At 73.1% G+C, this 20525-nt stretch carries 18 protein-coding genes; 8 read left to right on the top strand and 10 right to left on the bottom strand.

Features of this window, described 5'->3' with window-relative positions; all coding sequences use genetic code 11:
• Positions 1 to 31 precede the first annotated feature (31 nt).
• Both O7603_RS21825 and O7603_RS21820 read left to right on the top strand, forming a co-directional pair.
• On the top strand, positions 32 to 577 hold the full coding sequence (locus tag O7603_RS21825; RefSeq protein ID WP_281571660.1) for a DoxX family protein: 546 nt from the start codon (positions 32 to 34) through the stop codon (positions 575 to 577).
• Between the two features lie 218 nt (positions 578 to 795).
• Positions 796 to 2238, top strand: coding sequence for a glycosyltransferase 87 family protein (locus O7603_RS21820; protein ID WP_281571659.1), 1443 nt, complete (start codon positions 796 to 798; stop codon positions 2236 to 2238).
• A 70-nt stretch (positions 2239 to 2308) separates the two neighbouring features.
• Here O7603_RS21820 and O7603_RS21815 read toward each other — a convergent pair whose 3' ends face one another.
• The 5 genes from O7603_RS21815 to O7603_RS21795 form a co-directional block, all read right to left on the bottom strand.
• Positions 2309 to 2737, bottom strand: coding sequence for a molybdenum cofactor biosynthesis protein MoaE (locus tag O7603_RS21815; protein WP_281571658.1), 429 nt, complete (start codon positions 2735 to 2737; stop codon positions 2309 to 2311).
• The gene (locus O7603_RS21810) at positions 2734 to 3990 is read right to left on the bottom strand and encodes a molybdopterin molybdotransferase MoeA (protein WP_281571657.1); all 1257 of its coding nucleotides are present in this window, start codon (positions 3988 to 3990) and stop codon (positions 2734 to 2736) included. The genes O7603_RS21815 and O7603_RS21810 overlap by 4 nt, the downstream gene beginning before the upstream one ends.
• A 50-nt stretch (positions 3991 to 4040) precedes the next feature.
• The gene (locus tag O7603_RS21805; protein WP_281571656.1) at positions 4041 to 4511 is read right to left on the bottom strand and encodes a MogA/MoaB family molybdenum cofactor biosynthesis protein; all 471 of its coding nucleotides are present in this window, start codon (positions 4509 to 4511) and stop codon (positions 4041 to 4043) included.
• Positions 4508 to 4999: a cyclic pyranopterin monophosphate synthase MoaC gene (gene moaC, locus O7603_RS21800; protein ID WP_281576757.1), complete on the bottom strand. Its 492-nt coding sequence runs from the start codon at positions 4997 to 4999 to the stop codon at positions 4508 to 4510. The genes O7603_RS21805 and moaC overlap by 4 nt, the downstream gene beginning before the upstream one ends.
• Positions 5000 to 5366: 367 nt before the next feature.
• Positions 5367 to 8495, bottom strand: coding sequence for a BTAD domain-containing putative transcriptional regulator (locus tag O7603_RS21795; RefSeq protein WP_281571655.1), 3129 nt, complete (start codon positions 8493 to 8495; stop codon positions 5367 to 5369).
• A gap of 632 nt (positions 8496 to 9127) precedes the next feature.
• On the opposite strand from O7603_RS21795, the gene O7603_RS21790 reads away from it, so the two are divergent.
• The 5 genes from O7603_RS21790 (at position 9128) to O7603_RS21770 (ending at position 14823) form a co-directional block, all read left to right on the top strand.
• On the top strand, positions 9128 to 11548 hold the full coding sequence (locus tag O7603_RS21790; protein ID WP_281571654.1) for a bifunctional diguanylate cyclase/phosphodiesterase: 2421 nt from the start codon (positions 9128 to 9130) through the stop codon (positions 11546 to 11548).
• Positions 11545 to 12897, top strand: a complete 1353-nt coding sequence (locus O7603_RS21785; RefSeq protein WP_281571653.1) for a glycosyltransferase 87 family protein — start codon at positions 11545 to 11547, stop codon at positions 12895 to 12897. The genes O7603_RS21790 and O7603_RS21785 overlap by 4 nt, the downstream gene beginning before the upstream one ends.
• Before the next feature lie 9 nt (positions 12898 to 12906).
• Entirely contained in the window at positions 12907 to 13539 is a 633-nt protein-coding gene (locus O7603_RS21780; RefSeq protein ID WP_281571652.1) for a phosphoribosyltransferase family protein, read from the top strand.
• Positions 13540 to 13558: 19 nt separating this feature from the next.
• Entirely contained in the window at positions 13559 to 13951 is a 393-nt protein-coding gene (locus O7603_RS21775) for a zf-TFIIB domain-containing protein (RefSeq protein ID WP_281571651.1), read from the top strand.
• Positions 13952 to 14142: 191 nt separating this feature from the next.
• On the top strand, positions 14143 to 14823 hold the full coding sequence (locus O7603_RS21770; protein WP_281571650.1) for a maleylpyruvate isomerase N-terminal domain-containing protein: 681 nt from the start codon (positions 14143 to 14145) through the stop codon (positions 14821 to 14823).
• Between the two features lie 54 nt (positions 14824 to 14877).
• Here O7603_RS21770 and dnaB read toward each other — a convergent pair whose 3' ends face one another.
• Positions 14878 to 16284, bottom strand: a complete 1407-nt coding sequence (gene dnaB / locus O7603_RS21765; RefSeq protein ID WP_281571649.1) for a replicative DNA helicase — start codon at positions 16282 to 16284, stop codon at positions 14878 to 14880.
• Positions 16285 to 16683: 399 nt separating this feature from the next.
• Between dnaB and O7603_RS21760 the strand changes: the two genes are divergently transcribed.
• Complete coding sequence (locus O7603_RS21760) at positions 16684 to 18282, top strand: hypothetical protein (protein ID WP_281571648.1); 1599 nt, start codon at positions 16684 to 16686, stop codon at positions 18280 to 18282.
• A gap of 69 nt (positions 18283 to 18351) precedes the next feature.
• Here O7603_RS21760 and rplI read toward each other — a convergent pair whose 3' ends face one another.
• From rplI to rpsF, 4 genes are all read right to left on the bottom strand, one after another.
• Positions 18352 to 18798 carry a 50S ribosomal protein L9 gene (gene rplI / locus O7603_RS21755; RefSeq protein ID WP_281571647.1) on the bottom strand — a complete coding sequence of 149 codons (447 nt, stop codon included), beginning with the start codon at positions 18796 to 18798 and terminating at the stop codon, positions 18352 to 18354.
• 14 nt (positions 18799 to 18812) lie between these two features.
• A complete protein-coding gene (rpsR, locus tag O7603_RS21750) occupies positions 18813 to 19052 on the bottom strand; it encodes a 30S ribosomal protein S18 (protein ID WP_013289355.1) in 240 nt (79 codons plus the stop codon).
• A 41-nt stretch (positions 19053 to 19093) separates the two neighbouring features.
• The gene (locus O7603_RS21745; protein ID WP_281571646.1) at positions 19094 to 19630 is read right to left on the bottom strand and encodes a single-stranded DNA-binding protein; all 537 of its coding nucleotides are present in this window, start codon (positions 19628 to 19630) and stop codon (positions 19094 to 19096) included.
• A 77-nt stretch (positions 19631 to 19707) separates the two neighbouring features.
• The gene (gene rpsF / locus O7603_RS21740) at positions 19708 to 19998 is read right to left on the bottom strand and encodes a 30S ribosomal protein S6 (RefSeq protein ID WP_281571645.1); all 291 of its coding nucleotides are present in this window, start codon (positions 19996 to 19998) and stop codon (positions 19708 to 19710) included.
• Between the last annotated feature and the right edge of the window lie 527 nt (positions 19999 to 20525).

Raw genomic sequence — 20525 nt, 5'->3', positions numbered from 1 at the left:
GGCCGGGGTCGCGAGGGGGTATGACTGAGCCATGAAACCCGTACGCTCCCTCGCCCGCGCCATGTTGAGCGGCATCTTCGTGTTCAGCGGGTATCGCAACTTCATGGATCCGGGGCGACTGGCGCCCTCGGCCAAGCCGATCACCGATCGGGTGACGCCACTGCTCGAACGTGCCAACCCCCGCATCCCGACCGACACGGAGACGTTGATCCGGGCCAACGCGGCGGTGCAGGTCGGCGCCGGGCTGATGCTCGCCACCGGTCGGCTGACCCGGCCGGCGGCGTTGGTGCTGGCGGGCACGCTGGTGCCGGTGACGCTCGCCGGGCACCCCTTCTGGCAGAACGACGACCCCGTCATGCGGAACAACAACCGCGTCCACTTCCTGAAGAACGTCGGCCTGTTCGGCGGCCTGCTGCTCGCCGCCGCGGACACCGAGGGCCGGCCGGGGCTGCGCTGGCGGGCGGGACACCGCATCGGCCACTCTCGACGCTCGATGCGCCGTGCGGTCCGCACCGCCCGACGGGAGACGAGGATCGCCGTACGGTCCGCCGCCACCGCCCGTCGACTCCCCGGCTGACCTGCGTCGATACCTCCCCTCGTGCACCCCACCCCACCCCAAGGCCGCGAATCACCTGAACCACGCGGTACGCGTTAACGCGGTGGAAATGTCAAAAACATGTGTGGGATCGGACACGGTCGCATAACGCGGGAGGCATTGAAGTGAGGCGCCGTTCTAGGCTCCGTGCAGGACCTGCACGGGTAGGACGACGACCTTGGTACGGGGGTGGCCACGCCATGCCGGCGACCGTCGGGAGACGGGCGGGCCGCTTCGCCCCAGTCCAACGCGCGACCAGTGGGATCGATCGAAGGACAGTCGTACGGGTCGGCGTCGTGGCCGCCGTCGCCTACGCCGCGTGGCTCGCCATCGGCATCTTCGGGCGGCCGTACAACTTCTTCGACATGAAGATCTACCACGGCGCGGTGGTGTGGTGGGCGAGCGGTCACGAGCTCTACGAGTTCATCGCGCCCGACACCACCCTCGGCTTCACCTACCCACCCTTCGCCGGTCTGGTCATGCTGCCGATGGCGCACCTGCCCGTGGGCGCCGCCGGCCTGGTCAACGCGCTGGCCAGCCTCGCCGCGCTGGCGGTCATCCTGGCCGCCCTGCTCCGCCCGATCGTCGACCGGCTGGCCTGGCCGCTCTGGTTCTCGGTCGCCGTCGCCGTGCCGCTCGCCGCCGCCATCGAACCGGCCCGGGAGACCCTCGGCTACGGCCAGGTCAACCTGCTGCTCTTCACACTGGTCATGGCCGACCTGATCGGCCTGCGCTGGCGCTCCCGCCGGGGCACCCACGCCACCGCGGAGGACGGCCCGCTGCTGCGGTTCGTCTACAGCGGCGCCTGGGCCGGCGCCGGCATCGGGCTGGCCACCGCGGTCAAGCTCACCCCGGCGCTCTTCATCGCATACCTGATGATCACCCGACAGTGGCGGGCGGCGACCACCGCGATCGCCACCACCATCACCGTCACCCTCGGCACGTTCGCCATCGTCGGCGCGGAGTCCCGCACGTACTTCAGCAGCGTGCTCTGGCAGACCGAGCGGGTCGGCGCGGCCGACATGACGCCGAACCAGTCGCTGGCCGGCCTGCTCGCCCGGCTGTACGACTCGATCGAGACGCCCGGCCTGCTGTGGTTCTCGTTCGCCGTGCTGCTCCTGGCGCTGGGCCTGTCCCGGGCCGCCAACTCGCACGCCGACGGTGACGAACTGACCGCGTTCACCCTGGTCGGGCTCACCGCCAACGTGATCAGCCCGATCTCCTGGACGCACCACCTCGTGTGGGTGATCCCGGCGATCATCGTGCTCGGCGACGCCGCCGTACGCCGCCGCGAGGCCAGCCGAGGGTTGGCGCACCGGTCCGGGCCGGTGTCCCTCAACGGTGGGCTGCCCGGGGTGACCGGCCTGCGGTCCCCGATCTGGTACCCGACCCTGACCGGGCTGCGGCACGGCGTCGCCGCCGTCGGGCTCTACCTGCTCTTCCTGGTCTCGCCGATCTGGCCGTACGAGCACCAACTGCCGGAGGTGTCGCACTACCAGGACGGCCTCTTCGGCGCCCTGATGGAGAACTCGCTGGCGGTGGCCTTGATCGTGCTGGTCGCCGCGCTGCCCTGGCGGCCCGGAGCCGAGCCCGCGTTCTACACTGACCGGATGGGCCGGGCGGCGGTCGGCGTCCGCCGCTGACCGACCGGCCCGTCGCCGGCCACCCGCCCTCCGCCGGCCACCGGTCCTCCGCCGCGCGGGCGGACGCCGGTCACGGGCAGTTGACCCACTCCTCGGTGCCGTCGGCGAAGAGCTGGTGCTTCCAGATCGGCAGCCGCGCCTTCGCCTCGTCCACCAGCCGGGCGCAGGCCGCGAACGCGGCGGCCCGGTGCGCGGTGCTGACCGCGGCGACCAGGGCCACCTCGCCGATCTCGAGCGGGCCGACCCGGTGCGACACGGCGACCGCGTACACCTCGGGGTCCGCCGCGATCTCGGCCGCGACCTCGCGCAGGATCCGCTCCGCGCTCGGGTGCCCCTCGTACTCCAGGCGGGTCACCACCCGGCCGTGGTCGTGGTCGCGGACCACGCCCTGGAACGAGACCACCGCGCCGGCCCGGGGGTCGGCGACCGCCGCCTCGTGTGCGGCCAGGTCGAGCGGCTGGTCGGTGACCTCGCCGAACGTCAGCGCCGGCGCGGTCACGACGCACGCTCCCCGGGCAGCAGCGGCAGCGGCACCACCGGCACCCGCGACCCGGGCTCGCCACTGGCGCCCGGGCGGACCACCGCGAAGCCGTCCGCGCCGGCGAGCCCGCGCAGCATCGCGGAGCCGACGTGCCGCACCGGATGGGCGGTGCCCGCGACCCGGTCCAGCCGGACCAGGGCGAGGTGGGTGAAGTCGCCCCGGCCGGGCACCGGCTCGGCCAGAACGGCCTGCGGCAGCACCGGCATCGGCCGGCCCTGGAGGCCGGTGAGCAGCGGGGCGACCAGCGAGACCAGCGCGACGATCGCGGACTGTGGATTGCCCGGCAGGCCGGCCACGAAGCGGACCCGCCCGTCCGGGCCGGTCAGCCGGGCGACCAGCATCGGGAACCCCGGCCGCACCGCGACCGTGTTGACCACGTAGTCGGCGCCGAGCGCCGCGAGCGCCGGGTGCAGGTGGTCGACCGGACCGTGCATCGTGCCACCGGTCGTGCAGACCACGTCGGCGGCGGCGAGCGCGGAGCGCAACGCCTCGACGTGCGCCGGGAGGGTGTCCACCACCGGGCCGATCACGTCGGTGGGGTTGACCTCGCAGCCGTCGCGGCGCAGCCAGGCGGGCACGGCCGGCCCGAGCGCGTCGCGGACCCGACCGGCGCCGGGCGGGCCCGCCGTCAGCAACTCGTCGCCGAAGACCAGCAGCGCGGCGCGCGGCGCACGCCGGACCGGCAGCGTGTCGTAACCGCAGGCGGCGGCCAGGCCGATCACCGCCGGGTCCACCGGGGTGCCGGTCGGCAGCAGCTCCTCCCCGGCGAACGCCTCCTCGCCCGGCTTCCGCCACTCAGGCGTGGTGCGCGGCGTGCCGGTGACCCGGCCGTCCGGCGTCCGCTCGGACTCCTCGATCCGCAACACCGCGGTGGTGCCCTCCGGCACCATCGCGCCGGTGGCGATCTCGACGGTCGTGCCGTCCTCGGTCAGGGGGGACGGGCTGCCGCCGGCGAGCACCCGCCCGACGACCCGCCACGGGCCCGGGCCGCGCACCGCCCAGCCGTCCACGCTGGAGGTGGGGAAAGCGGGCAGGGCGGTGCGGGTGGTCAGCGGCTCGGCGAGGGTGTGCCCGTCGGCCTCGGCGAGCGGCCGGGCGGTGACGGGAAGCGGGGCGGCCAGGCCGGCCGCGTACACCCGGGCGCGCGCCTCCTCCCAGGCGGCCGGCGGCGCGGCGGCGCGGCCGGCGGCGGGTGCGGTGTCCGTGCTCACCGGCCGAGCCTATCCGGGCGGAGGGCCCGGTGCCGGGTCAGTCACCGCGCTCAGTGGTCGCCGCCGCGGAGCTGGTCGACGGCGTGGCCGAGGATCGGGCCGAGCACGGCCAGCCCGTCCCGTGCGCCGCCGGTCGAGCCGGGCAGGTTGACCACCAGCATCCGGCCGGCCACGCCGGCGAGGCCCCGGGACAGCGCCGAGGCGGGCACCCGGTCCCGGCTGTGGGCGCGGATCGCCTCGGCGATGCCGGGGATCTCGTAGTCGAGCAGCGCCCGGGTCACGTCCGGCGTCCGGTCCGACGGGGTGATTCCGGTGCCGCCGCTGGTCACCACCACGTCGACCCCGTCGACCTGGGCGGCCCGCAGCGCCACGCCGACCGGGTCGCCGTCGGGGACCACCACCGGGTCGTCGACCTGACAGCCGAGGTCGCGCAGGCCGGCGACGAGCAGTGGCCCGCTGGTGTCTGCGTAGACGCCGGCGGCGGCCCGGTTGGAGGCCACGATCACCCGCGCCCGGATCACGGCCGGTCCTCCGGGCGGACCCACTCGCCGGTCTTGCCGCCCTCCTTGCGGAGCACGCGGACCGCGTCGACGGAGGCCGCCGGGTCGACCGCCTTGACCATGTCGACCAGGGCGAGGCCGGCGACGGCCACCGCGGTCAACGCCTCCATCTCCACGCCCGTCCGGTCGGCGGTGCGCGCGGTGGCGGTGATCTCGACGGTGTCGGCGGTGAGTCGCAGGTCGACGGTGACGCCGTGCAGCGCGATGGGGTGGCAGAGGGGGATCAGGTCCGGCGTGCGCTTGGCGCCCATGATGCCGGCGAGGCGCCCCACGGCCAGCGCGTCGCCCTTCGGCAGGCCGTCGCGGCGGAGCAGGTCGATCACTTCGGGCGTGGTCCGCAGCCGGCCGGCCGCGACCGCCGACCGCCCGGTCACCGCCTTGGCGGAGACGTCGACCATGCGGGCCGCGCCGGCCGCGTCGACGTGGCTGAGCTGCGCGGGATCGGTCAGCTGCGCGGGATCGGTCACGGCCGCGAGCCTATCGTCCGGGTACGACCGTCTGGCGCTCGTGCCGTCGCTGGCCTCCGGCGGCGCGGCGCATTCGCGGCGGCGAAGGGTATGGCGTGCGGCGCGGACGGCGGGTGGCCGAAGGTGGGGAGGAGCGACGCCGGTCGCCGCCGAGCCGGGCGGTGCCACCCGGGCTCGGAGACGTGCGCCGCCCCTCCCTCACCTACCCGCCGCTGGATCGCTGGGGGGACCCGGGCAGCGGGCGATACGGCGACCCGGTTCTGACCGATGCCAGAACCTCCCCCGTTCGCCGAACACCGCGGACGCTAGTGGCGGTGCCGATAAGAAATCGATAAGCGGGTACGCGCGGTCAACGGGAGTGCGGTGCCGCGACCGCGCCGTCGGCGAGCCGACGTTCCACGTCGAACCGCTCCGGAACGCCCATCCGGCGGAAGATGGCCAGCGCCCGCTCCCAGTGCCGGCGGGCCTCGGCCGGGTCGGTGCGCGCGAAGTGTTCGGCCAGCCCGGCCAACGCCCGTCCCTGCTCGTACGGGTGCGCGATCCGCGTCGCGATCCGCAGCCCGGCGGCGTACATCTCGGCGGCCTCGTCGGCGCGGCCGGCGACGGCGAGTGTCCGCCCGAGTTCGTTCAGCGCCGCCGCCTCCACGTAGCGTTCGCCCGAGTCGCTCGCGAGGCCCCGGGCGGTTTCGTGCTCCCGCTGGGCCTCCTCGAGCCGCCCGAGCGCGCGGTACGCGGCACCGAGGGAGTTGCGGACCTCCGCCTCGGCGTACCGGTGACCGGTCCGGTCGCGCAGCGCCAGCGAGGCGCGCAGCAGCCGGACCGCCTGGTGGTGTTCGCCCAGCCGCCTCCGCACCTCGGCGACGTGGCTCAACGCGTTCAGGATGTGGAAGTAGTTGCGGCTGACCCGCGCCCAGTAGAGGTGGAGCCGGTGGATCCGCAGGGCTTCCTGGTACCGACCACTCGCGGCCAGCGCCAGCCCGACGTTGGGCAGGCCGACGGAGATGTCGTGCCCGCCGCGGCCGCGCGGATCCCGAAGGCACTCCAGGCCCACCGCGACCGCTTCCCGCACGTCGCCCCGGAGCAGGTACACGACGAGCAGGTTGGCGCGGTACCGGAAGAGGTTCGGACTGTCGCCCTCGCGCTCGCAGATGGCGACGGCCCTGGTCACGTGTGCCAGGGCGGCTCGGTGGTTGCCGGTCCGCACCAGGGCGGAGGCCAGGTAGTTGTTCATGGAGGCGGTGCCGTGCGGGTCGTCGTCCGCCTCGGCCGCGGCCAGACCGTGCCGGTGGGTCAGGATGATGTCGTCGAAGTATGCGCGGATGTAGTAGAAGCGCCAGGTGATCCGGGCGAGGCGCCAGGCGTACGGGTGGTGGCCCTTCTCCTGGGCGCACACGACCAGGGCGACGAGTTCCGCGCGCTCGCGTTCCAACCAGTCGATAGACGGGGCCGCGGCCGCGGCGAGCAGGTCCGGGCGGCGTGGCGGTGCCAGCGCCGCCTGTTCCCGGATGAAGTCGGGTTCGAGCAGCTCGGCCGCACGGAGCGCCGCGTGCACCACGAAGTCGAGCAGCTCGGTGAGGGCCGAGCGCCGGTCCCCCGCGGAGTCGGTGCGGACGGACAACTCCGAGGAGTACTGCCTGATCAGGTCGTGCATCCGGTAGCGGTCGGCCGCCACCTCCTCGATCAGGTGTCCGTCGACGAGTTCGTCCACCGCGCGGCTGGCGGAGCCGAGCGGCAGGCCGGCCAGGGCCGCCGCCATGGTGAGGCTGACGCGACCGCCCGGATGCAGGCTCAGCAGCCGGAACACCGTCTTGGCGGGTGGGCTCAGCGGCTCGTAGGAGGTGGCGAAGACGCCGCCCAGGGTCCGCTCCTCCGCGGAGAGCTGCCCGGAGGCGTGGACGCCGTCGGCCAGCATGTCGGCCAGGTCGGCGAGGCGCCAGCTGCGGCGTCGGGCGAGCCGTGAGCCGGCCAGCCGGATCGCCAACGGCAGGTGTCCACACCGGCGGACGACGGCTGCGGCCGCACCCGGCTCCGCCGCCACCCGCTCGGGGCCGGCCGACCGGGCCAGCAGCTCCAGCCCCTCCTCGGACGTCATGACCGGCAGCGACTCCGGCGGCCCCACGTCCAGGCCGGTGAGTCGCCGGCGCGAGGTCACGATGACCACCGTGCCGGGCAGCACCGGCAGGAGCGGAAGCACTTGTTCCCCGCTCGCGGCGTTGTCGAGAACCACGACGCACCGGCGCCGCGCCAGTTCACGCCGCCACGCCTCGCCCCGGTACGCCAACTCGGCGGGGACCTGCTGGCCCGGTACGCCCAGCTGCGTGAGCAGCGTGGCCAACGCGGCGGCCGGGTCCACCGGGGCCGCGCCGCCATGGCCCCGCAGGTCGATGAAGAGCTGCGCGTCGGCGTAACGAGCGGCCAGCCGGCGGGCGACGTGGACGGCAAGGGTGGTCTTGCCGCTGCCCGCCATGCCGTCGATCACGTGCACGGCGGACAGGCGCGCCTCGACCCGACGGGTCTCGGCGAGCAGTCGCTCGATGCTCGCGGCCCGCCCGACGAAGTCCGTCACGGCACGCGGCAGCCAGTCGGCGCCCCGGACCCCGGGAGGATCGGGCGACGATTCAAGGCCGGACCGCTCCCTGTCCTCGGAGTCCCGGGACGACGGCCATGCCCGCGACGCCGGCGACTCGCGGAACGCCGGCGACTCGCGGGGCGATGGCACCGGCGCTGCTGCCCGGTCGACGCTGCCGGAGGTGTCGATGGCCTGCCGGAAGCGCCGGAGCTCCGTGCCGGGTTCGATCCCGAGTTCGCGGCGCAGCGCGGTCCAGGCCGCGTCGTACGCGGCGAAGGCGCCGGCCCGGTCGCCGTGCCGGTGGAGCGCCCGCATGAGCAGCAGGTACGCGGGCTCCCGCAGCGGGTGGAGCGCGAGCAGTTCCCGCAGCAACGGGATGGCGAGTTCCTGCCGTCCCGCCGCGACGTGGACCCGGCCCAGCAGCTCGGTGGCGAGCACCCGTTCCTCCTCGGCCGCCACCGCCCGCGCGCTCAGGGCCGGCCCGAGCGGGACCCCGGCGAGCATCGGGCCCTGCCACCGGGCGACGGCCCGGGTGAGCAGGCCCGCGGCGCGCTCGCCGTCGTCGCCCCGCAGGGCCTCCTGCGCCCGGCGGAACTCCGCCTCGAAACAGGCGAGGTCGACACGGTCCGGTTCGAGATCCAGGCGGTATCCGGCGCCCTGCCGGACCAGCGCCTTCTGGCCGGCCGACTCGAATATCCGGCGCAGATTCGCGGCATAGCTACGGACGTTGGGTATGGCAGATCGGGGCGGTGTGTCCGGCCACAACTCGTCGACCAGTTCGTCGACGGTGACGACATGACCCGGCTGAACTGCCAGCAGCGCGAGCACGGCCCGTTGTTTCGGCGTTCCCAGGTGCAGCGTGTGCGTGGCAAGTTGCACCACGAAGTCACCCAGGACGCGAATCTTCACGAGGTCTCTCTAATCCTGCTACCGAAAGGTATTCAAACAGTCACCATAAGCAGCTTAACGGTCCCCGCAACGGGCGGGACGACCACGACGCGGGTCGGCGGTCAATTGACGCGAGTCAGATCGGGGAACCTATGACCGAACTACGGATGAGGTGACGGCGGCCGGCCGGCAAACTCGAAGGAGACGGCGAGACCCCACGCAGCGGTCGAGTCACGAGGCGGACGCACATCGAAAACATTTGGCCGCGCTCCGCGCAGGACCGGTGGACAGAACGTAACAAACGCTTTCATCTTCTCTAATGTTGCGCATACCGACATTATATTCTTCTAATCATCACTGATTACTCCTAAGCTCCCATCCCAGGAACGGCGCCCCGTTGAGGAAGAACTCCTCCGGGCAATGGGGGTGAAGGGAGTGAATCATGCGCGGTAGCGAGTGGTACTGATCAGACACTCCCGTATGGGACGGCTCCCGAGATACGCTACTGGCCACCGAGCGACGCCCGTGAGGACGCCAGGAGTCGTGTGAGCCGAGCCGCTGAACGACGTGGCAATGAGACCGATCGGCGCCTGGTGGCGCTTGTCGGTCTCGTCGCCGTGTTGGCCGCCGGCCTTGCCGGCCTGGCATCGGTCATGGCAGTCCGCCGCGGCCTCGAGTCGCCCAATGACATCGCCACCGGGATCACCCTCATCTTCATGGTCGCCATCGCGGCGATCGTCAAGGTGCCGGTCCGGATCAGATCCACCACCCACGCGATCTCCTGGACGGAGACGGCGGTCGTGGTCGGGCTCTCCGTCGCCCCCGCGTCCTGGGTCGTCCTGTCCACGGCGGTGGGAATGGCGATCGCAGCCGCGATACTGCACCTGCCACCCATCAAGACGGCATTCGCCGTCAGCAAGAACGTCCTGGTCGCCGGTGGTGCGGGAGCCGTCGCCGCCGTCGTCGACTGGCGGGCCGAACCGGCCGACCTCGGCACCGTCCTCGGATTCCTCGCCCTGATCTACCTGGTCGCCGCGCTGCTGGACGACTTCCTCGCCATCCCGGTGATCGCACTGGCGTCGGGCACCCGGATCTCCCGTCAGTTCCTCGACAACCTGGACCTCCGCCTGATCGGCTTCGGCGTGCGGTTCGTCGTGGCCGTCTGCACGCTGCTCATCCTCAAGGCGGATCCCCGCCTCCTGCTCGCCGTGCCGCCGCTGGTGCTGAGCCTCCACCTCGCCTACTCGACCCGGGTCCGGGGCCGGACGGAGCAGCAGGCGTGGCAGCGCCTCGCCCGCACCACCGACGCGCTCAACGTGGTCGACCTGGACAAGGTCCTGACCAGCGCGGTCACCCAGGCCGCCGAGCTCTTCTCCGCCGACCAGGTGGAGATCGAGCTGCGCGACGGCAACCGGACGGTCCGCGGCGGCGCCGACGGCGTCATCACGTACGACGGGTCGGGTGACGAGCCGACCACCGTCGACGGCACCGTGGTCCCGGCCCCCCTCGAAGGGCACGACCGCGCCGTCGACGTCGGCGTGCTCCGGCTGCGGTTCCGCGGACCGGTCCAGCTCTCCGAGCGGGAGCGGTACACCCTGCAGACCTTCGCCTCCGCCCTGTGCACGGCCGTACGCAACGCGCAGGCGTACGCCGAACTGGCCCGGGTCGCCGAGGACCACGCCTACGCCGCCAGCCACGACGCCCTCACCGGCCTGGCCAACCGGCGGCACCTGCTGGAACGTGGCACCGAACAGCTCAGCGTCCGGCACGCCGACGGGGTGACCGCCCTCGTGCTGGTCGACCTCAACCACTTCAAGGAGGTCAACGACACCCTCGGTCACGCCGCCGGCGACCAGGTGCTGGTCCAGGTGGCCGAGCGGCTACGCGGCGCGGCCCAGGGTGACGACCTGGTGGCCCGGCTGGGCGGCGACGAGTTCGCCGTGCTCCTGCGCGGCCTGCCGGCGCCCGCGGTGGCCGCCCACCGGGCGGAGGGCCTGCTCGCGGCGCTGCACGAGCCGTTCGACCTCGACGGCATGCGGATCAGCGTCGAGGCGAGCGGCGGCATCGCGGCCGCACCGGCCACCGGCGGGATGGCCGAGCTGCTCCGCCGCGCCGACGTAGCCATGTACCAGGCCAAGCGGGCCGGCCAGCGGATCTCCACGTACGCCCCGACCCGGGACACCGCCGACCTCGGCCGGCTCACCCTCGGCGGCGAGCTTCCCCGCGCGGTCGCCGACCACGAGTTCACCGTCAACTTCCAGCCCATCGTCGACCTCGCCAGCGGCGAGGTCACCGCGGCCGAGGCGCTCGCCCGCTGGCACCACCCCACGCACGGCATGATCGACCCGTTGCGCTTCCTGGAGGCGGTGGAGCGCTCCGGCCTGCTGCCGGCCTTCGCCGAGGCCATCCTCGACCAGGCGCTGATCGCCGTGACCAGTTGGCGGGACGCCGGCTTCGACATACCGGTCGCGGTCAACGTCTCCCCGCGCAGCCTGCTCGACGCCCGGTTCCCCGGCTCGGTGCTGGCCCGGCTCCGCGCGCACGACCTCCCCGCCGACCGGCTGGTGCTGGAGCTGACCGAGACCCTCACCCTCAGCCAGCTCGACGTGGTCGACCGGGTGCTCAGCCGGCTCCGGGACGAGGGCGTACGGCTCGCGCTGGACGACTTCGGCACCGGCTACTCCTCGTTGAGCCTGCTCTCCCGGATCCCGGTCCACGAATTGAAGATCGACCGGAGCTTCGTCACCGCGATGGAGAGTTCGGCCGAGGCCGCCGCGGTCATCCGCTCCACCCTCGACCTCGGCCGCAGCCTCGACCTGACGGTCGTGGCCGAGGGCGTGGAGAGCGAACCGCAGCGCCGGGCGCTCTGGGAGCTGGGGTGCGCGGCCGGCCAGGGCCACCTATTCTCCCGTCCGGTCCCCGCCGGCACGCTGCTGGCCGCACTCCAGCGCGGCTCCGGCGGCAGCCCGGGCACGCTGGCGCCCCCGCTGTACGACGCCGGCGCCGTGATCCGCCTCGCCCCCGGCCGCCGCCCGCCCGGCCGCCGCGACCGGCTGCCACACTTGCCCGCGTGACCGCCGCAGCCCCGACCGCCCGCCGCCGCGGCTGGCGGACCCTCGACACCGCCGCCGGCGGCCTCGCCCTCGACCTCGGCCTCTACGCCGTCTCGGCCGGCTTCGCCGCGCTCACCGCCGCCACCTCGACCCTGCTCCCGCACCGCGCCTGGGGCGCCACAGCCGCCGTCGGCTACCTGATCGCCACGCTGGCGGTCGCCGGCCAGCTGCTGCTCCGTCGCCGGCGCCCCGACTCACCGCTCACCGGGCTGCCGGCCCGCTTGGCGGTCACCGGGTTCACCTGGGCGACCACCGCGCTGCTGCCGCTGATCCAGCAGAGCATCCAGCGGGCGGCCGGCCGGACCGACCGGGCACAGGAGGAGGTGCTCGTCGTCGAGCAGGCCGGCACCCGGCTCGTCGACCACGGCACCCCATACCTCGGCCACGACGCCATCGCCGCGCTCCCCGCCGACGAACGGCTGCTCGGCTACACCCCGTACCAGCCGGGCATGGCCCTCTTCGGGCTGCCCCGCGCGGTGGCGGCCGGCTGGTGGACCGACGCCCGGGTCTGGTTCGCGGTCGGCACCGCGCTGGCCCTCGTCCTCGCGGTCACCGCGCTCCGCCGCCACCCGATCGGCACCGGCACGGACGCCGCGACCGAACGCCGGGACCCCGCCCTGCTCCGCGCCGTGCAGGCCGCCACCGTGCTGCCGATCTGCGCCCTCACCCTCGCCACCGGCGGCGACGACCTGCCCGTACTCGCGCTCTGCCTGCTGGCCCTGGCACTCGCCGCCACCGGCCGGGCCGGCTGGGCCGGCGTCGCGGTCGGGCTCGCCGGCGCCCTCAAGCTCTTCGCGGGGCCGGTCGCCCTGGTCCTGATCATCTGGGGGGTCACCCGGCGGGCCGGCGCCCGCGTCGCCGCCGGCGCCGTCGGGCTGCCCGTAGTGGCCCTGCTGCCCGCCCTGCTGGTCGACCGCGACGCGCTGGTCGAGAACGTCCTCCGCTTCCCCCTCGGCCACGGGCTGGTGACCAGCCCCGCGCAGTCCCCGTTTCCCGGGCACCTCATCGCGACCGGGCTGCCCGGCGGACGGGTGATCGCCGCCGCGCTGCTGCTCGCGGCCGGGGCGGCGATCGCCGTCCGGCTCGCCCGCCGTCCGCCCCGCACCGCCGCCGCCTCCGCGCTGATCTGCGGGTACGGGCTGCTCGCCGCTATCGCCCTGATGCCCTCCACCCGGTTCGGGTACCTGCTCTACCCGCTCGCCCTGCTGGTCTGGGCACCCGCCCTGCACACCCCGGCGCTGTCCGCCGCCGTTCCGACCGCCCGGGCTCATTCGGCCAACTGGCGGGCGACGGAGCGCGGCAGGGCGTAGACCTGAGGCATGACGACCTACCGCGACCGCGCCGAGGCGGGCCGGGTGCTCGCCGACCGGCTCACCGGACTGATCGGCGAACCGGACGTCAGCGTCCTGGGCCTGGTACGCGGCGGCGTACCGGTGGCGCAGGTGGTCGCCGAACGGCTCGGCGGTCCCCTGGACGTGCTGGTAATCCGGAAGCTCGGCATGCCCTGGGCCCGGGAGGTGGCCTTCGGCGCGCTCGGCCCGGGCGGTGTGCAGGTGCTCAACGAGCAGGTGGCGGGCCGGCTCAGCTCGGAGGACATCGCCGAGACCCGCCGGCGGGAGCAGGCCGAGTTGGAGCGGCGGGAACAGCTCTACCGGGCCGGGCGGCCGCCGCTCGACCTCACCGGCCGTACCGCCGTGATCGTCGACGACGGCCTGGCCACCGGCGCCACCGCGCGCGCCGCCGTGGAGGTCGCCCGCCGGCTCGGCGCGCGGCGGGTGGTGGTCGCGGTGCCGGTCGGCTCGCAGGAGGCGTACGAGATGCTGGCCGCCGAGGCCGACCAGGTGATCTGTGCCCAGCATCCGCCGGAGTTCATGGCGGTGAGCGCCTATTACGACGACTTCCACGAGGTGTCCGACGAGGAGGTCACGGAAACGTTGCGGGCGACAGCGTGACCCGACCAGGTACCGTCGGGTGATGAGCCTCACCTGTCCCAAGTGCCACGGAGAAATGCGCCAGTACGAGCGCAGCGGTGTCGTCATCGACCAGTGCGGCGAGTGCCGGGGGATCTTCCTCGACCGCGGCGAGCTGGAGAAGCTGTTCGAGGCGGAGGCGAACTGGAACCGCCAGCAGGCGTCCGGCCCCGCTGCCCAGCCCGCTCACCAGCCGGGCGGCTACCCGCCGCCGGCTCCCGCGCCGCACCAGCCCGGCTACGGGGCGGTGCCCCCGCCTCCGCCGCCCCCGCCGGCGCACGGCTACCCGCCCGCTCCCGCCCCCGCCTACGGCCACGGCCAGCAGCACCACGGCTACCACGGCCACTACCGGCGGAAGAAGCACAAGAGCTTCCTCGACGAGATGTTCGGCTGAGTCCGTCACGACAGCCCCGACGGCCGGCCCGGCACCCGCCCGGGCCGGCCGTCCCGTCGTCGCGTCGGATCCGTGCTGCTACCGGTGGTCGCGGCGGTGCCCGCCGCGCTTGCCGTGCGCGCCCGGAGGTCGCGGCGGCGCCCACGGCGCTTGCCGTGATCGGCGCGGCGGTCCGTGCGAAGCTGCACGCCATGACGCCCATCCCGCAGCACGAGGCGCTGGCCCAGGCGTACCAGGGGATCACCGAGGTGGTCGCCGACCTCGACGACGACGAGCTGCAACGGCCGACCCGGTGCCGGGGCTGGCTCGTCGACGACCTGCTGTTCCACCTGCTCTGCGACGCGCAACGGGCGCTGGTGACGCTGGCCAGCCCGGCCGCCGGCCCGGCCGACGTCGACGACGTCAGCTACTGGCAGGCAGCCTCCACCGGCGGTGACGACCTCGGCGCCCGGCACGCCCGATGGGTACGCCGGTCGGCAGCCGCCTTCGACCGACCCTCCGGCCTGGTCCGCTACTGGTCGGACACCGCATCCGCCGCCGTCCGCGCCGCCGCCGCGGCCGACCCGACCGAGCACGTGGCCACCCAGGGCCACGTGCTCCGGGTGGCGGACTTCCTTGCCACCCTCACCACCGAGGCGGTCGTCCACCACCTCGACCTGGTGCTCGACCTGCCCGCGGCGCCACTGCCCGGCCCGCTTGCCAGCGGGGTCGCGGTGACCACCATGGACGGCCTGCTGAGCGACGAGGCCGTCCGGCCGGTGGCCTGGGACGACCACGAGTTCCTGCTGAAGGCGGCCGGACGCGTCCCGCTCAGCGACCGGGACCGGCTGGAACTGGGCGAGGTCGCCGGCTGGTTCCCGCTGCTCGGCTGACTGGCGTGCGGACTCCGCCGGCCGTCGCGTCCGACCCCGGCCGACGGGTGCGGATCAGACGATGGCCATGTCGACGAAGCGGGACAGGTGCAGCTGCGCGGCGACGGTCACCGTGTCGGTCGGCCCATTTCGGTGCTTGGCGACGATGAAGTCCGCCTCGCCGGCCCGGGGCGACTCCTTGTCGTAGTAGTCGTCGCGGTGCAGCAGGATGACGACGTCCGCATCCTGCTCAATTGACCCAGATTCCCGCAGATCGGACAGCTGCGGGCGCTTGTCGGTGCGCTGTTCGGGGCCACGATTCAGCTGACTGACCGCGATCACCGGGCACTCGACCTCCTTGGCGAGCAGCTTGAGACCCCGCGACAGGTCCGCGACCTCCTGCTGCCGGCTCTCGGTGCGCTTGGGCGAGGTCATCAGCTGGAGGTAGTCGACCACGATCATCTTGAGGTCGTGCCGCTGCTTGAGCCGGCGCGCCTTGGCCCGGATCTCCATGAGGTTCATGCTCGGCGTGTCGTCGACGAAGAGCGGCGCCTCGCTGATCTCGCCCATGCAGCGGGCCAGCTTGGTCCAGTCGTCGTCGGAGAGCTGGCCGCTGCGCAGCACGTGCAGGGGCACCCGGGCCTCGGCCGAGAGCAGTCGCATGACGATCTCGACCTTGCTCATTTCCAGCGAGAAGATCGCCGCCGCCTGGTTGGCGCGAATGGCAGCGTTCCGGGCAAAATCCATACTTGCCGTAGATTTTCCCAAACCAGGCCGGCCTGCCACGATAATCAACTGGCCCGGGTGGAGGCCGTTGAGCAGCCGGTCCAGATCGGTGAAGCCGGTGGGCACGCCGGTCATCACCCCGCCCTGGGCACCCACGGCCTCGATCTCGTCCAGGGTGGGCTGGAGCATGTCGGCCAGGACGGCGAAGTCCTCGCTGACGCGGCGCTCGGTGACGTCGTAGACAGCCTGCTGGGCGAGATCGACGATGTCGTCCACGTCGCGGCTGCCGCCGTTGGCGGTGCCGTAGCCCAGCTGCACGATCTTCGTGCCGGCCTCGACGAGCCGGCGCAGGACCGCCCGTTCGCTGACGATCCGGGCGTAGTAGGCGGCGTTCGCGGCGGTCGGAACGCTGGCGATCAACGTGTGCAGGTAGGGCGCGCCACCGATGCGGGCGAGGTCGCCCGAGTCGGTCAAGGCGGCCGCCACAGTGATCGGGTCGGCGGGCTCGCCGCGACCGTAGATCTCCAGGATCGTGTCGAAGATGGTGGCGTGCACCGGCCGGTAGAAGTCGTTGGTCTTGAGGATCTCTACGACGTCGGCGATGGCGTCCTTGGAGAGCAGCATGCCGCCGAGGACGCACTGCTCGGCTGCCACGTCCTGGGGCGGGGTCTTGTCGAACTGGCCGTCCCGCTGCGCGGGCGCGGGGGGCTGCGCGCCGCCGCGTGGCTCCGCCCGCCTGTCGTCGGTGACCGACACGGGTCCCCCTCCACTGCGTCGGATCCTGGTACGAGCTCTACCGCCCAGGTGTGACACTTTCTGCCGACCGGACCGGTCGATCGGGGGGTCATCGCGCGGGTGGTCGGGGGCCAACCATACGGAAGCCGAGTTCAGCGACTCAACAACACCGGTGGACGAGCCTCGGGACAACCTGTGGACGCCGGTGCACGAGCATGTGCGCAGCGTGTGCACAGGCTGTGGACAACCGCTGGGGAATTCCCCGCCAAAATCCGCTGACCTGGAACGACGTGATCCCCACCCTGTGGAGGGGAAGTTTTCGGTCGGGCCTGGCAGTCGTTCGTCCCGTACTATCTCCAGCGAACGGCTACACCTGGACAGCGGATTGCGCCATCGGTTGAGAAGGGTCACGCTCCGGCCGTGAGTTACCGGGACTGGGGACGCGGGGAGGGCAGCCCGCGCGAGCGCGAGCCGATCGCCACGTGGGACGAGTCCGACATTTCCTCGGTCGACCCGTCCCGGTCGGCCGCGCGCTACCGCACGCCGAGTCCTCGCCGAGCGATCGAGCGGGCGCCGGAGGAGCCGGTCGACGAGTACCTGCCGCGCTGGGCGGTGGAGTCCGGTGTCCGCCGCGCCGACGGTGGTGGGCGGCACGCCGCGCCCGATGACGACGACGATGACGAGTCGTCCCGGCCGGGTTCCCGCGCCGATTGGCGCACCACCGAGACCACCAGCAGTTGGCGTGGGGTCCGCGAGACCAGTTGGCGGGAGCTGCCGGCGATCGGCGCGGGCCCGGAGTCGGACCACACTCGGGAGTGGACGTCCGACCGCCCGCAGGACCAGGGGTACGTGGGGAGCCGGCGAGCCGAGTCCGCGAAGGACGAACCGGTCTCCGGGTCGTTCGCGGAGCGTCGTCCCCGCCGGGCGCCCACCGGCCGCCCTCAGGTGACCTGGTCCGGTGGGGACGAGTCGCCGTCGACGGCGGACCCGGCGTCGCGAAGGGATCCGGACCCTTTCCCGCGACGCGACCCGGACCCGCCCGGGCGGCGACGGCGGCGCGCGGCCGAGGCCGAGGACTCTTGGTCCCGCCCGCCGGCCGATCCGTGGGGCGGAGCGGCCCGGCGCACCGAGGATCCGGAGCCGACTTATCAGCCGCCGGTCGACCCGTGGGACGCCTCGGGTGTGCACGCCTGGCCGCCGGCCGCCGGTACGGGCCGGTGGGACACCACCGATCGGTGGGACACCACGGGGCAGTGGGGCCAGCCGGAGGCCGGCGGTCGCTGGGAGCAGCCGGACAGCACCGGTCAGTTCGACCGCTACACCGACCCGGGCCGCTGGGACCGGACGGAGCCACCGCGCTCCGGGCCGGCCGCTGAGCCGGAGGGCTGGTCCTGGTCCGGGCAGGACGACGGATTCTGGTCGGGCACGCGGCTGGCGGGTGACGACCCCCGGTGGATGGATCCGCCGACGTCGGCGCCTCGCTCGCCGGTGGTCACGTACACCGCGCCGCGGCCGCGCAGCGCGCCCGGGGCCTACGGGCCGAGCCGTCGGCGGGCCGAGCCGGTCGGTGCCCCCCGTGGGTCCGGCGTCGCATCGGTGCGGCGGCGGATCGAGGCGGTGGGCACGGGCGGCTGGCCGCGGCGTCTGGAGGACGACCTTCTCGATCCCGATCCGGGCGGGCCGTTCCGGTCGCTGCTGTACACGGCCGCCTGCTACCTGCTCCCCGCCCTGCTGATCTTCGTGTGGCTGCTGACGCTCGACTCCCGGGCGCCGGAGGGCTGCGTCACCGACATCAGCGGCGGCGGCTGCGATTCGCCCCGGGCACACGCGCTCGGCTCTCTCGTCGCCGCGGCGCCCCGGTTCGGTCTGGCGCTGGTCAGCAGCCTGGTGGTCGCGGCGCTGTTGCGGCGGGTCGGGACGACGTGGCGTGCCACCACGATCGCGCTCGCCTCGGCGGTCGTGGGTGGTGGCCTGTCGACCGTGGTGATCAGTGTGGTGACCGGGCAGCCGATCGGCTGATCCGCGAACCGAGACGACCAGGGCCCGCACCGATCGCTCGGTGCGGGCCCTGGTGTGGTGCCGGGTGGGTCAGGAGGCGACGACGTTCAGGTTGAACGAGGCCGTCACCTCGGGGTGCAGCTTGATCCGCACCGGGTAGGCGCCGGTCGACTTGATGTGACCGGGCAGCTCCAGCCGGCGGCGGTCGAGGACCGGACCGCCGGCGGCCTTGACGGCGTCGACGATCTCGGTCGGGGTGACCGAGCCGAAGAGCCGACCGCCGTCGCCGGCGCGGGCCTTCAGGTTGACCTTCAGACCCTCGAGCTGGCCCTTGACCTCGTTGGCGTGGCCGAGGTCACGGATCTCCCGGGCCGAACGGGCCCGCTTGATCAGGGTGACCTGCTTCTCCGCACCCTTGGTCCAGGCGATCGCGAAGCCCTGCGGCAGCAGGTAGTTACGGCCGTAGCCGTCCTTCACCTCGACGATGTCGCCGGGGGCACCGAGGCCGGTCACCTCCTGAGTCAGGATGATCTTCATATCGGTGCCTCCTCTCAGCGGGTGGTGGCCGTGTACGGCAGGAGCGCCATCTCGCGGGCGTTCTTGACCGCACGGGCGATCTGCCGCTGCTGCTGCGAGGTGACGCCGGTCACCCGCCGAGCGCGGATCTTGCCGCGGTCGGAGATGAACTTGCGCAGCAGCGCGGTGTCCTTGTAATCGATGTAGGTGATCCCGTCCTTGTCGAGCGGGTTCACCTTCTTCTTCGGCTTGCGAAGTGCCGCAGCCTTGGCCATTGCTCTTGCTCCTGGTTTGCGATCGCGGGCGCTCGGCGCCATTAGAACGGGGGCTCCTCGTCGAAGTTTCCGCCGCCCGAACCGGTGCGCGAGGGGGTGGGCGCGGCCGAGGCCCAGGGGTCGTCGAAGTTTCCTCCGCCGCCCTGCTGGCCACCACCGCCACCGCCACCGAAGCCGCCGCCGCTACCGCCGGAGCGGGACATCTTCTGCACCTTCGCCGTGGCGTAGCGCAGCGACGGGCCGATCTCGTCGACCTCGAGCTCGATGACGGTGCGCTTCTCGCCCTCACGGGTCTCGTAGGACCGCTGCCGCAGCCGACCCGACACGATCACCCGGGCGCCCCGCTGGAGCGACTCGGCGACGTGTTCGGCGGCCTGACGCCAGACGGTGCACGCGAGGAACAGCGGCTCGCCGTCCTTCCACTCGCCCGACGCGCGGTCCATGAACCGCGGAGTCGAGGCGACTCGGAACTTGGCGACCGCGGCACCGTTAGGGGTGAACCGCAACTCGGGGTCATCGGTCAGGTTGCCGATGACCGTGATGGTGGTGTCTCCTGCCATGACCATCTCCTCGCGCACTCATCGTCTGCCATACAGGCTCCCAGAGCCGTACGACAGCGTCGATGAGGCTGATCCGGGCGGGCCGGGGTGAATGCTTAGCGCATCTCCGGGCGAATGACCTTGGTGCGCAGCACCGACTCGTTGAGTCGGAGCTGACGGTCCAGCTCGGCCACCGCACCAGGCGTCGCCTGGAGGTCGATGACGGCGTAGATGCCCTCGGCCTTCTTGTTGATCTCGTACGCGAGGCGCCGGCGGCCCCACACGTCGGTCTTCTCGACCGAGCCACCCGCGGTCCGAATCACGTTCAGGTACGTGTCGAGCGACGGGGCGACGGTGCGCTCCTCGAGGCTGGGGTCGAGGATCACCATGATTTCGTAATGACGCAAGACGTGCTCACCTCCTGTGGGCTAAGCGGCCACGGTCCTTCCGTGGCAGGAGGTCGTGCGTCGTGGCCGCTCCGGGACCGGGGGGACCCGGCCGGGCGCGGACAACCGGACCAGGATACCCGGCCCGGACGATCATGCCCCGGGTGGCCACGCGGCCGGCACCGGGACGCGGTGACGGGGGCCCGCGCCGACCATCCGGCCGGCAGCGGACCCCCGTCCACGGGGCCGCGGGGCGTCCCGTCCGCATTCCTTGGGTGGGACCTGGGGAGGAACGACCACACCGATGAGGTTGGACCGAAGACGCCCCGCGGAGCTTTATCGTGTTGTTACCTGACGATACAACGGCTCTCGTCACTTGTCGGGGGAAATGGCACAAAATTCCGAGAATCTCCACGGGACCATTTCCGCCTCGTCCGGAACGGCCCTCGCCGCGCCGGGCCGCACGGCGAGGGTGGCCCCGCTGCCGGGTGGCTGGCCGTCCCGACCGGCGCTCGGCGGACGTCGCCCGGAGCGCCGGGGAGCTGGCC

Source organism: Micromonospora sp. WMMD812 (assembly GCF_027497215.1).
Taxonomy (GTDB): Bacteria; Actinomycetota; Actinomycetes; order Mycobacteriales; family Micromonosporaceae; genus Micromonospora.
The sequence above is the reverse complement of the archived record's forward strand: the minus strand, read 5'-3'. Positions and strand labels throughout refer to the sequence as shown.

What these genes read in the sequence shown, in the direction of transcription:
- O7603_RS21780 (WP_281571652.1), top strand. Translation starts at nt 12,907, where the DNA reads ATGACGACCTACCGCGACCGCGCCGAGGCGGGCCGGGTGCTCGCCGAC.
- rplI (WP_281571647.1), bottom strand. Translation starts at nt 18,798, where the DNA reads ATGAAGATCATCCTGACTCAGGAGGTGACCGGCCTCGGTGCCCCCGGC.
- O7603_RS21790 (WP_281571654.1), top strand. Translation starts at nt 9,128, where the DNA reads ATGGCAGTCCGCCGCGGCCTCGAGTCGCCCAATGACATCGCCACCGGG.
- O7603_RS21820 (WP_281571659.1), top strand. Translation starts at nt 796, where the DNA reads ATGCCGGCGACCGTCGGGAGACGGGCGGGCCGCTTCGCCCCAGTCCAA.
- rpsR (WP_013289355.1), bottom strand. Translation starts at nt 19,052, where the DNA reads ATGGCCAAGGCTGCGGCACTTCGCAAGCCGAAGAAGAAGGTGAACCCG.
- O7603_RS21770 (WP_281571650.1), top strand. Translation starts at nt 14,143, where the DNA reads ATGACGCCCATCCCGCAGCACGAGGCGCTGGCCCAGGCGTACCAGGGG.
- O7603_RS21825 (WP_281571660.1), top strand. Translation starts at nt 32, where the DNA reads ATGAAACCCGTACGCTCCCTCGCCCGCGCCATGTTGAGCGGCATCTTC.